General features: G+C 61.0%; 9 protein-coding genes. All 9 read right to left on the bottom strand.

Annotated features, from left to right (window positions below; all coding sequences use genetic code 11):
* Positions 1 to 83: 83 nt before the first annotated feature.
* Positions 84 to 1,100 (bottom strand): class I SAM-dependent methyltransferase, encoded by a 1,017-nt coding sequence (locus PspCFBP13528_RS13965; RefSeq protein WP_065952183.1) that lies wholly within the window; start codon positions 1,098 to 1,100, stop codon positions 84 to 86.
* Between the two features lie 108 nt (positions 1,101 to 1,208).
* Positions 1,209 to 2,873 carry a glucose-6-phosphate isomerase gene (pgi, locus tag PspCFBP13528_RS13960; RefSeq protein ID WP_137200423.1) on the bottom strand — a complete coding sequence of 555 codons (1,665 nt, stop codon included), beginning with the start codon at positions 2,871 to 2,873 and terminating at the stop codon, positions 1,209 to 1,211.
* A 224-nt stretch (positions 2,874 to 3,097) separates the two neighbouring features.
* On the bottom strand, positions 3,098 to 3,949 hold the full coding sequence (gene panC, locus PspCFBP13528_RS13955; RefSeq protein WP_137200422.1) for a pantoate--beta-alanine ligase: 852 nt from the start codon (positions 3,947 to 3,949) through the stop codon (positions 3,098 to 3,100).
* The gene (gene panB / locus PspCFBP13528_RS13950; protein WP_101219523.1) at positions 3,946 to 4,746 is read right to left on the bottom strand and encodes a 3-methyl-2-oxobutanoate hydroxymethyltransferase; all 801 of its coding nucleotides are present in this window, start codon (positions 4,744 to 4,746) and stop codon (positions 3,946 to 3,948) included. The genes panC and panB overlap by 4 nt, the downstream gene beginning before the upstream one ends.
* A 363-nt stretch (positions 4,747 to 5,109) precedes the next feature.
* Positions 5,110 to 5,595, bottom strand: coding sequence for a 2-amino-4-hydroxy-6-hydroxymethyldihydropteridine diphosphokinase (gene folK, locus PspCFBP13528_RS13940; RefSeq protein ID WP_101219519.1), 486 nt, complete (start codon positions 5,593 to 5,595; stop codon positions 5,110 to 5,112).
* A 2-nt stretch (positions 5,596 to 5,597) separates the two neighbouring features.
* Positions 5,598 to 7,001, bottom strand: coding sequence for a polynucleotide adenylyltransferase PcnB (locus PspCFBP13528_RS13935; protein WP_137200421.1), 1,404 nt, complete (start codon positions 6,999 to 7,001; stop codon positions 5,598 to 5,600).
* 708 nt (positions 7,002 to 7,709) lie between these two features.
* Positions 7,710 to 9,140 carry a sigma-54 dependent transcriptional regulator gene (locus tag PspCFBP13528_RS13925; protein WP_065952190.1) on the bottom strand — a complete coding sequence of 477 codons (1,431 nt, stop codon included), beginning with the start codon at positions 9,138 to 9,140 and terminating at the stop codon, positions 7,710 to 7,712.
* A 22-nt stretch (positions 9,141 to 9,162) separates the two neighbouring features.
* Positions 9,163 to 12,117, bottom strand: a complete 2,955-nt coding sequence (locus tag PspCFBP13528_RS13920; RefSeq protein WP_162515427.1) for a sensor histidine kinase — start codon at positions 12,115 to 12,117, stop codon at positions 9,163 to 9,165.
* The gene (locus PspCFBP13528_RS13915) at positions 12,101 to 12,277 is read right to left on the bottom strand and encodes a hypothetical protein (RefSeq protein ID WP_003176118.1); all 177 of its coding nucleotides are present in this window, start codon (positions 12,275 to 12,277) and stop codon (positions 12,101 to 12,103) included. Before PspCFBP13528_RS13915 ends, PspCFBP13528_RS13920 begins: the two co-directional genes overlap by 17 nt.
* Positions 12,278 to 12,306 lie beyond the last annotated feature (29 nt).

The following is a 12,306-nucleotide window of genomic DNA, read 5'->3' as shown; positions in this document are numbered from 1 at the left end:
ACAGCCATCTATGTCGAACAGGAGTGCCTTGGAGTATGGCACGTGATTTCGGTTCCGAAGAACAGCCAGGTCTGGGAAACTTCCTACAATTGCAGGATCAGGGTCTTCAGCGGAGGTTGCTGGTCTTTCGATGGAAAGTCCGCTCCCGGTGCCATGATCTGCCACTCGCGTACGGGGCGACCGGCTTTTTCCGCGCAACGCAGCACCTGTTCGCGCCAGTCATCCATGCTCACTTTCGCCAGGTTGTTGCAGCAAATGAGCACGCCATTATCGGCGGTGGCCAACAGTGCGGGCTTGAGCAGGCTTTGGTAGTCGCGCAACAGGTCGACGGTGCCGAAGGCGCTTTTGGCCCAGGCGGGCGGATCGAGCAGCACCAGGTCATACTGGCGCTGTTCCAGGCGCGGATAGCTCGGCAGTTTCTGGCCACGGCGCTGAGTGATCGCAAGGCCGGCCAATTGGCGAATGGCCGGGAAGTAATCGGACTGTACGAACTTCATGGTCGGCAACTGCGGGTTAAGCAGACCGTTCTCGCGACCCACGGCGAGGTTGCCCTCGGCAAAGTCCAGGTTGCAGACCTCTCGTGCGCCACCAGCCGCCGCGCTCAAACCTACGCCACAGGTGTAGGCGAACAGGTTGAGCACGCTTTTACCGGCGCTGTGGTCCTTGACCCAGCCACGGGTGTTGCGCAGGTCAAGGAACAGCAGCGGGTCCTGCCCGGCATGCCGCCCACGCACACGGTAGTTGAGGCCCCATTCGTGACCGACCAGATCCTCCAGCGCGGCAGGTTCGGCGCGGTACACGCTGTCTTCACGGTCGATCCGTGAGTTGCCACGGGAGCGGTCGTTGTACACCAGCAGCAGCTCCAGGCCCATGTATTGGCTGATCAGTTGGTGCAGGTCCAGCAGATCAGCGTTTTGCAGGGATTGGTGGAAGCTTTGCACCAGCAATTGCGGGCCGTAGCGATCGATCGTCAGGCCAGCGGCGCCTTCCTGGCTGCCGTGGAACAGCCGGTAGCAATCGGTGCCTTGTGCATGCAGTTCACTGATCAGGTCTTGGCGATGGTCGAGGGCGGCGCGCAGCGCCTGGTTCAAGGAAGTCATGGAGCGCGCCTTGCTTGCGGGGGAATGAGGACAATGGGGGCGCGCAGTTTAACAGCCCCGGCCTGAACAGGCCGGGGGTTATTTCGAGGCTATCGGTGCAGTCGTTGATCAGCCGCGGTGACGACCGCGGAAGTAGTTGATCAGGCCCTGGGTCGAAGCATCTTCGGCCGAGCTTTCTTCGGCGCCGGTCAGGCGGTTATAAACGCCTTTGCCCAGCTCCTTGCCCAGCTCGACACCCCATTGGTCGAAGGCGTTGATGCCCCAGATGACGCTTTGGACGAACACTTTGTGTTCGTACATGGCGACCAGTGCGCCCAGGCGGCGTGGGCTGATGCGTTCGACCACGATCGTGTTGCTCGGACGGTTGCCCGGGATCACCTTGTGAGGCGCCAGTTTCTGCACGTCGGCCTCAGGGATGCCCTTATCGCGCAGCTCCGCTTCGGCTTCGGCGCGTGTCTTGCCGAGCATCAGCGCCTGGCTCTGGGACAGGCAGTTGGCATACAGCCACTGGTGGTGGTCGGAGACCGGGTTGAAACTGACGATCGGCACAATGAAGTCGGCCGGGATCAGTTGGGTGCCCTGGTGCAGCAACTGGTGATAAGCATGCTGGCCGTTGCAACCCACGCCGCCCCAGATGACCGGGCCGGTATCGGTGGCGACCGGCGTGCCGTCCTGGCGCACGCTCTTGCCGTTGGACTCCATGTCCAGCTGCTGCAAATGCTTGGTGATGTTACGCAGGTAATGGTCGTACGGCAGGATCGCATGGCTCTGCGAACCCCAGAAATTGCCGTACCACACGCCCAGCAGGCCCAGCAGCACGGGCATGTTGTCTTCGAATGGCGCGTTCTGGAAATGCTGGTCCATGGTGTAGGCACCGGACAGCAGCTCCTTGAAGTTGGACATGCCGATCGCCAGGGCGATCGGCAAGCCGATTGCGGACCACAGCGAGTAACGACCACCGACCCAGTCCCACATCGGGAAGATGTTTTCTTCGCGAATGCCGAACGCGACGGCCGCCGCGTTGTTGCTCGACACGGCGATGAAGTGGCGGTACAGCTCGGCTTCCGAGCCACCCTGGGCCAGGTACCAGGCACGTGCGGCCTGGGCGTTTTTCAGGGTTTCCAGGGTGTTGAAGGATTTCGACGAAACGATAAACAGCGTGGTCTCGGCGCGCAGCTTCATGGTCAGCTCGTGGAACTCGCTGCCGTCGATGTTCGCCAGGTAGTGGCAGCGTACGCCCTTGTGGGCGTAGGACAGCAGCGCTTCGGAGACCAGTTCAGGGCCGAGGAACGAGCCACCGATGCCGATGTTCACCACGTCGGTGATCGGCTTCTCGGTGTAGCCACGCCACAGGCCATCGTGGATACGGCCGACCAGGTCAGTGATCTGGTTCAGCACCTTGTGCACGTCGGGCATGATATTCACGCCGTTGACCGACAATTTGTCGCCAACCGGGCGACGCAGGGCGGTGTGCAGCGCCGGACGGCCTTCCGAGGAGTTGACCGGCTCGCCGGCATACAGCGCGTTGATCGCGTCTTTAAGGCCGACTTCGTTGGCCAGGCCCACCAGCAGGTCACGGGTTTCGCGGGTGATCAGGTTTTTCGAGTAATCGAGGAAAAGCCCACAGCTGCTCAGGGTGAATTCGGAAAAACGCTGGGGGTCGGCATTAAAGGCTTCGCGCATGCTGAAATCCTGCATGGCTTGGCGATGTTGATCGAGCGCTTGCCAGGCGGGCAGCGCGGTAACGTCATGAGGGGTGCGGTAGTACGCCATCGCTGCGGGTTTCCTTTTATTACGGGGACTGCCTTTAGGACACTTCAAAGCCCGGAACCTCCAGTCTTTTAACACGCGACGGGGTCCGGACAGCGCTAACCAGGAGCGCAGGGCGATTACATTAAACCTAGCGTGTCGATATGTCTTGGCTTTGTCTGCGCTGTGGCCGGTACTTTTTTATACCGGCACAGCGATGAAGGCAATCGGCGGGGTGTCGAGAAGGGTCAGTTGAGGTTCAGGTGCAGGTTGTCGATCAGGCGTGTCGCGCCCAGATAGGCCGCAACCAGGATCACAATGTCCCGGTCCTCGGGCGTGGCCGGACGCAAGTGCATGCCTTGACGCACTTCCAGGTAGTCCATGCGCAAGCCGGCGGCTTCGATCTGCTGGATGTGCTCGGCGCGCAGCGTGGCGAAATCACGCTCACCGCTTTTGATGGCTTCGGCCATCTGGCTGAGGCTGCGGTACAGCACGGGGGCAATTGCGCGTTGCTCCTGGGTGAGATAACCGTTGCGCGATGACAGCGCCAGGCCGTCAGTTGCGCGGACGGTCGGCTCGCCGATGATCTGGATCGGCATGTTCAGGTCATGCACCATGGCGCGGATCACCGCCAGTTGCTGATAGTCCTTCTGGCCAAACACGGCCATATCCGGCTGGACCATGTTGAACAGCTTGCTGACCACCGTGGCGACGCCTTCGAAATGCCCTGGACGGCTGGCCCCGCAGAGGCCTTCGGACAACTGCGGAACGCTGACGCGGGTTTGGCCGGTCATGCCGTCGGGGTACATTTCCTCGACCGTGGGCGCGAACAGCAGGTTGCAACCGGCTTGCAGCAGCATTTCCTGATCGGCGGCAAGGGTGCGCGGGTATTTGTCCAGGTCTTCGCCGGCGCCGAATTGCAGCGGGTTGACAAAAATGCTCGTCACCACGAAATCCGATTGCTGCGCGGCCTTGGTCACCAAAGTGGCGTGGCCGTTGTGCAGGTTGCCCATGGTCGGCACGAAGCCGATGCGTTTGCCGGCACTGCGCGCGTGGGTCACGGCGGCGCGCAGTTCACGTAGGGTTTTAACGGTGTTCATGCAGAAAACCCGTGTTCGGTGCCGGGAAAGGTCACGGCTTTGACTTCGCTGACGTAAGCGCTCAGTGCGGCGTGAATGCTGGCCTGGCCGGCCATGAAGTTCTTCACGAACTTGGGCACGTGGCCGCTGATCGACAAGCCGAGCATGTCGTGCAGCACCAGCACCTGGCCATCGGTGGCGGCGCCTGCACCGATGCCGATCACCGGTATCTTGACGGCCTGGGTGATTTCGGCGGCCAGTTCACTGGGCACGCACTCCAGCAGAATCATCGCGGCGCCGGCTTGTTCCAGAGCAATGGCGTCGGCGCGCATCTGGCGTGCCTGGGCTTCATTGCGCCCCTGTACCTTGTAGCCGCCGAGCAGGTTGACCGACTGCGGCGTCAGGCCCATGTGCGCGCATACCGGGACGCCTCGCTCAGCCAGCAGTCGGATCGACTCGGCGAGCCATACGGCGCCTTCGACCTTGACCATGTGCGCACCCGCCTGCATCAGTTTGCCGGCGTTCTGGAAGGTCTGTTCGAGGGTGGCGTACCCCATGAACGGCAGGTCGGCGATGATAAACGCGCCGTCATTGCCACGCTTGACGCTGGCGGTGTGGTACGCGAGCTCGTCGGTGGTGACGGGAAGCGTGCTGTCATTCCCTTGAAGCACCATGCCCAGGGAGTCGCCTACCAGCAACACCTCGACCCCGGCCTGACAGCTGGCGTGGGCGAAGGTAGCGTCGTAGCAGGTCAGCATAGTGATTTTTTCACCTCTGAGCTTGAGGCTCTGCAAGGTGGTCAGGGTAATGTCTGGCATGAAAAGGGTCCTCGTTCAGGCGCTTGGAAACAGCGAGTAACGCGCGTGAGTCTTCGTTTATACAGGCGCACTGTCTTGAGAGCAGTGCTTATAAGGCCTGGATTGCGCCCTTCAGCGCCGGGTTGGCGGCAGCGGGACGCCTATAGTCGTGAGGAGGACACGGGAAGTCAATTGGATGTGTTACCGCATTGTTACGATGGCGGTGTTACCGCTGTTACTGAAGCGATTCGGCAACTTGGGCGCAGCTTTTACGACACAAGAGATCAAAGGTGGGAGGGGCTTGCCCCCGATAGCATTACCGCCGTACGTCAGATACACCGAGTCGCCTGTATCGCAGGCAAGCCAGCTCCCACATTGACCGAGTCATTCTTGATGTAAGCGTTCCAGCCCGACAAATGGGCAGGCCTTAAGCAGGCCGCTGAGGCTTTGCCCGTCAGGCAGTTGCAGATCGGCAGGCGCCAGCTCGGCCAGCGGATAAAGCACAAACGCCCGCAAATGCATCTGGTAATGCGGCACTTTGAGGCGCGGCTCGTCGATCAGGCGATCACCGAAGAGCAGGATATCCAGGTCCAGCGTGCGTGGCCCCCAACGCTCGAGGCGCTGGCGACCCTGATCGTTTTCGATGGCTTGCAGCGCGTCGAGCAGGTCGAGCGGCGCAAGGTCGCTGTCCAGGGCCGCCACCGCGTTGGTGTAGCGCGGTTGGCCGGGGAGCAGGGAGTCACTTTGATAGAAGGCGGATACACCGGCCAGAGCAGTGCCGGGCAATTGCGCCAAAGCTTCGATAGCGTTGCGCAATTGCTGTTGCGGGGCAGCCAGGTTACTGCCCATGCCGATGTAGATACGTTCCACGTTTATTCGCCTGTTGCGCCTGAGGCATCGGCGGCGCTGCGTTTGCGCTTGCTGGAACTGCGGCGACGCTTTTTCGGCCCGTCGCCGGTGCTGTCGCCTTTACTGCCGAGTTCACGAATCATCTCGCGGCGTTGGCTGTCATTGGCGTCCTGGTAGTCGGTCCACCATTCGCCCAGGCCGTCGGTCTGCTCGCCGGCGCTTTCGCGCAGCAACAGGAAGTCGTAGCCGGCGCGGAAGCGCGGATTGTCCAGCAACAGGTCGGCGCGTTTGCCGCTGCGGCGCGGCAGGCGCTCCTGCATGTCCCAGATCTCGCGGATCGGCAAGGTGAAACGCTTCGGAATGGCGATGCGCTGGCACTGCTCGCTGATCAATTCGTGGGCGGCTTCCTGCATGGCTGGGATCGGCGGCATGCCGCGATCCTGCAAGCGCAGTACGCGTTTGGGCAGGGCCGGCCACAACAGCGCGGCAAACAGGAAGGCCGGGGTGACCGGCTTGTTCTGTTTGATGCGCAAGTCGGTGTTGATCAAGGCTTCGCTGATCAGGGTGTGGGTGTACGTCGGGTTGTATTCCAGGGCCTCGGCGCTGGCCGGGAACAGTGGGTCGAACAATTGCAGGTCGACGAGCATTTCAAAGGTGTCGGCCGCATAGCCCGAGAGGAACAGCTTGAGCACTTCTTCAAACAAGCGCGCCGACGGAATTTCCCGCAGCATCGGTGCCAGTTCGCGAATCGGCGCGGCTGTGTGTTTCTCGATGCCGAAGTTCAGCTTGGCGGCGAACCGCACCGCGCGCAGCATGCGCACCGGGTCTTCCTGGTAGCGCTGCGTCGGGTCGCCGATCAAGCGGATCAGGTTGTTGCGGATGTCGTGTACGCCGTTGGCGTAATCGAGGATGCGCTCGCTGAGCGGATCGTAATACAGGGCATTGATGGTGAAGTCGCGGCGTTGCGCGTCTTCTTCCAGGGTGCCGTAGACATTGTCGCGCAGGATGCGTCCGCTTTCGTTGCGGGAAGACTGGTTGGTGTCTTCCTCTTCATCGTTTTGCGGATGGCCGGCGCGGAACGTCGCGACCTCGATGATTTCGCGACCGAAGTGGATATGCACCAGCTTGAAGCGGCGCCCGATGATCCGCGCATTGCGAAATTCGGCACGCACCTGTTCAGGTGTGGCGCTGGTGGCGACGTCGAAATCCTTCGGCGTGATATTGAGCAGCATGTCGCGTACGCACCCGCCCACCAGGTAGGCCTGGTAGCCGGCGTTCTGCAAACGTTCGACGATGTTCACTGCGTAACGGCTGAATTGAGCGCGCTGCAATGAATGCTGATTGCTGTTAAGCACTTCAGGCGTGCTGCGAATGTGTTGCGTACGACGCAAGGGAGAACGGAATGACTGGAACAACTTCTTCAGCATGGGATGCACTGTTTGAAGGAATGTTCGGCCATAACGAAGAATGACCGCATGATGGGCCGGGATTCTAGCATTTAGTCAGGGGATGGTGTAGGAACAAGCTGCGGGCGTTGCGCCAAAAGCGTTTGAGGGCCAATCCAGGGGCAATCTGTCGGAAACTACAAGGGGAGCCGAAGCTCCCCCAGAAGTAGTTGCGTGCTCTATTTTTATTATTGATTTCGGGCTTCTTGTTTTTGTTGATCGCCCTCGTCATGAAGCTTCACCTTCATGACACTCCCAATCGGGAGCCAAGAGCAAACGGATTGCTTTGGTCGCTGTGTTGCTGATCTACGATCCAACCAGTTCAGGCTCTGCCTTAGGGCAGTTTTTGTTGTTCTCGGCCTGGTTGCGGGGCAAGCCCCAAATGCAACGCCTCTCCAAAAGAATCAGTTAGCTGCGCCTCCGCCGTGTTGTTTTTGTTATGCGTGAGTCGATTCGTCTTATTTTTATTGTCTTGTACAAAGCTTGTTATTGTTTTTGTACTAAGCATATAGCAGGGGGCGTGCCAACTTTAGCGTCGCCCAGTAAAACCGGGGGTTTGAGTCCGATTCGGGTTTTTGAGGGACCAAAAAAAGCCGGGGCTTCGTTACCGTAAGCCCCGGCTTTTGTTACGCGAAATATCCGCGGTAACAGTTTTTTCACATCTGCACGTGTTACCTGTGGCGCGGCCCCTCAACTTTCGCTGGCGACGCCGGTCTTGCGCCGTGGAATGCCCAGGCGCTGGCGACGTTCCCACAGGCACTTGCGGCTCACGCCCAGCTTGCGTGCCAGTTCGGTCTCGGTCATGTGGTCCTGGTGCTCGAGGACGAAATGCTGGAAGTAGTCTTCCAGGGACAAATCTTCCGTCGGCTCGTGGCTGGTATTGCTGCCCGCGCCCTGTTGCGGCGCCAGGCCGATGAAGTCGTCGTCGTCCAGATCGCTGAGTTCGATATCGATGCCCAGCAGCTCGGCGGATATTTCCGGGCTTTCCGACAGGATGACCGCACGCTCGACGGCGTTTTCCAGTTCGCGCACGTTGCCCGGCCATGAGTAATGCCGGATCGCCTGCTCCGCGTCGGGCGCAAATTTCAGGTCGGTACGGTTGATGCGTGCGCTCTGGCGCAGCAGGAACGCCTGGGCGATTTCGTTGACGTCGGCGCCCCGCTCACGCAGTGCCGGCAGCTTGAGCGCAATCACGTGCAAGCGGTAATACAAGTCTTCGCGGAATTGGCCGATTTTGGCCAGGCTCTTGAGGTCACGGTGCGTCGCGGCGATCAGACGTACATCGACCTTTTGCGATTGCACCGACCCGACCCGGCGAATTTCGCCTTCCTGCAACACGCGCAACAAGCGCGCCTGGGCTTCCAGGGGCAGCTCGCCGATCTCGTCGAGGAACAGCGTGCCGCCATCGGCCGCTTCGACCAGGCCCGCGCGCCCGGCGCTGGCACCGGTGAACGCGCCTTTTTCGTGGCCGAACAATTCGGACTCGATCAAGGATTCGGGGATTGCCGCGCAGTTCACCGAAATCATCGGTGCCTTGGCGCGCCTGGACAGGTTATGCAGGGCGCGGGCCACCAGTTCCTTGCCGGTGCCCGACTCGCCCTGGATCAATACATTGGAGTCGGTCGGCGCGACCTTGCGGATCTTGCTGTAAAGGTCCTGCATGGGCGGGCAGGAACCAATGATGCCGATCTCGCCGTTGCTGTTGTCGACGCCCGGTTTGTCGGCAGCTTTGCCTGCCGGGCGTTGTTCGACCGGCGCATTGCTGGCCGACTGGCGGTCACGCAGGATGCGCGCCACTGCCTGAAGCATCTCGTCGTGGTCAAAAGGCTTGGCGATGTAGTCCACCGCGCCCATCTTCATCGAGTCCACCGCCGAGCGCAGGCTGGCGTAGCTGGTCATGATCAGCACCGGCGTGCCCTGGCCGAGCTTGATCAATTCGGTACCCGGTGCGCCCGGCAGACGCAGGTCGCTGACGATCAGGTCGAACGTGGGAATGCTGAACCGCTCCTGGGCTTCCTGCACCGAGCCGGCTTCGCTGACCTGGTACTGATTACGTTCAAGCAGGCGACGCAAGGCAGAGCGGATAATGGTTTCGTCTTCGACGATCAAAATGTGCGGCATTGATTCAATTCTCTCGACGGTCTCAGTTCACAGCGGACGTCGCTTCGACATGACGCGGCAAGGTCACCCGAATACGGGTGCCGCGTTGGCTTTCGGTGTCAGCCGGGCTGTCGATGGTGATTTGTCCATAATGCTCTTCAACGATGGAATAGACCAGTGCAAGGCCCAGACCGGTACCTTCACCCGGGTCCTTGGTGGTGAAGAATGGTTCGAACAATCGGTCCATGATGTTCTGTGGAATGCCGCTGCCTTCGTCTTCCACGATCAGGTCGACCGTGTGCTCGAAAGCCTCGCTCTTGACGCGGACTGCACTGTGCGGGGGGGACGCGTCGCGGGCGTTGGACAGCAGGTTGATCAGGACCTGGGCCAGGCGTTGCGAGTCGCCATCGACCCAATGGTCCGGGTCGCACAAGTTAAAGAACTGTACTTCGAAATTGCGCCGGTTCAAGGCCAGCAGCCCAATGGCATCCTGCGCCACCTCGGCCAGGCATACCGCTTCGTCCTGATTCTGGTGGGCGCCGGAGTGGGCGAAGCTCATCAGTGACTGCACGATGCGCGACACGCGCTTGGTCTGCTCAAGGATTTGCCCGCTGATCTCGGTGATTTCATCGTCTTCCTCACGTTCTTCCCGCAGGTTCTGCGCCAGGCAGGCGATACCGGTGATCGGGTTGCCGATCTCGTGAGCCACGCCAGCGGCCAGGCGACCGATGCTGGCCAGGCGCTCGGAGTGCACCAGCTTGTCTTCGAGCATCTGCGTGTCGGTGAGGTCTTCGACCAGTAACACCAGGCCGCTGTTACCGGGTGCGAGGGGCTCGTCAATGGCGGCCTTGTGCAAGTTCAGCCAGCGGGTCTGGCCGTCGAGGGCCAGGTGCTGCTTGTGCAAATGCTCGTCGGGCAGGTTGATAAAGCCCTGGAGCAGTTCTTTCCAGGGGTCACCCAGGGTATTGAGGCGAGAGCCGACCACGCGTTGCGCGGCGATACCGGTAAGCTCTTCCATGGCCTTGTTCCACATCAGGATTTCCTGGTCCTTGGCCAGGGAACACACGCCCATCGGCAGTTCCTGCAGGGTCTGGCGGTGATAACGGCGCAGGGCATCGAGTTCGGCGGCCAGGCCGGTGAGGCGCGAGTGGTAGTCCTCGAGCCGGCTTTCGATGAAGTGGATGTCTTCGGTCACGTAGTTCTCGCCGCCCGCCTTGTAGGGCAGGAAGGTTTCCACCATGTCCTGGGACACGCTGGGGCCCATCAGCCCCGACAGGTTGGCTTCGATACGGTCACGCAAACGCCGCAGGGCATAGGGCCGGCGCTCGTCGAACGGCAGGTACAAATCGCGCAAGGCCTGCTCGACTTCCTTTTGCGCGGCCTTGGCACCGAGTGGCTTGGCCAGTTGCGTGGCGAATTCCTGGGGCGAGGCCGCGTGCAGCTCGCGGCGTTGCGGGCGGCGCACGTTGTCCACTGCGCAGGCTTCGGCGGCGCTGATTTCTTCGGGGCTGGCATTGGTGAACAACGAGATCAGCGTGAACATCAGCACGTTGGCGGCCAGCGAGGCGATCGCGGCCATGTGCCAGCTGGTGTCGTCCAGCACGTAAATCATGTTCAGCAAGGGGATATAGAACCCCTGCAGGTTGCCGACCAGTGGTAGCAACATAGTGACCAGCCACACCAGGATGCCCGCCAGCAACCCGGCGATGAAGCCACGGCGATTGGCGGTGGGCCAGTACAGTACCGACAGCACGCCCGGCAGGAACTGCAAGGTGGCGACAAAAGCCACGATGCCGAGGTTGGCCAGGTCCTGTCCGGCACCCAGCAGCAGATAGAAGGCGTAGCCGGCCATGATGATGGCGACGATCAGCGCGCGACGTGTCCATTTCAACCAGCGGTAGATATTGCCCTCGGCCGGTGGCTGGTACAGCGGCAGCACCAGGTGGTTAAGCGCCATTCCGGAGAGGGCCAGCGTGGTGACAATGATCAGGCCGCTGGCCGCGGACAAACCGCCGACATACGCCAGCAGCGCCAGGGCCGGGCTGTTGGCCGCGATACCGATGCCCAGGGTGAAATACTCGGGGTTGGTGGTGGCCCCCAGTTTCAGGCCGGCCCAGAGGATCAGCGGCACCGCCAGGCTCATCAACAGCAGGAACAGCGGCAAACCCCAGCTGGCGCTGACCAGCGAACGTGGGTTGAGGTTCTCGGTGAAGGTCATGTGGTACATGTGCGGCATCACGATCGCCGACGCGAAGAACACCAGCAGCAGTGTTCGCCACGGGCCTTCCTGCAGCGGCGTGTGCAGCGCGGCCAGGGCGGTCTGGTTTTGCAGCAACCACAATTCCAACTGTTGCGGGCCGTCGAACACGCCGTAAAGCGCGTAAAGGCCGACACCGCCGATGGCAATCAACTTGATCACCGACTCGAAGGCAATCGCGAACACCAGGCCCTGGTGTTTTTCGCGGGTGGCGATATGGCGTGAGCCGAAGAAAATCGTGAACAGGCTGATCAAGGCGCAGAAGGCCAGGGCAACGCGATGTTGCACGGGCTCGCGGGTGAGGATGCTGATGGAGTCGGCCACTGCCTGGATCTGCAGGGCCAACAACGGCAGCACGCCGATCAACATGAAAATCGTGGTGAGCGCACCGGCCCAGGTGCTGCGAAAGCGAAAGGCAAACAGGTCCGCCAGGGAGGACAACTGATAGGTACGCGTGATTTTCAGGATCGGGTACAGCAGCACCGGCGCCAGGAGGAACGCGCCGGACACCCCGAGGTAGCTGGAAAGGAAGCCATAGCCGTATTGATAGGCCAGGCCCACCGTACCGTAGAACGCCCAGGCGCTGGCGTACACGCCCAGGGACAAGGTGTAGGTCAAGGGATGGCGAATGATCGCCCGCGGAATCATTCCGCGCTCACTGATCCAGGCGACGCCGAACAACGCCGCCAGGTAGGCGGCGCTGATCAGCAGCATCTGGGTGAGGCTAAAGCTCATCGGCATCTTTTTGGCTCTGCAGGATGAAAGTCACGACGATCAGGATCAGCCACAGCAGATAAGGGCGGTACCAGGCGCCCGTGGCGTCGATCCACCAATCCATGATGGCGGGGGAAAACAGGTAGATCCCGACGACCAGCAGCAGGACCAATCGATAGATGTACATGTTGGCCTCTGATTGAAAAACTGCGGCGA

The organism is Pseudomonas sp. CFBP13528, from assembly GCF_005233615.1.
Classification (GTDB): domain Bacteria; phylum Pseudomonadota; class Gammaproteobacteria; order Pseudomonadales; family Pseudomonadaceae; genus Aquipseudomonas; species Aquipseudomonas fluorescens_AM.
Note: the sequence above shows the minus strand (reverse complement) of the source record. Positions and strands in the feature narration are given on the sequence as shown.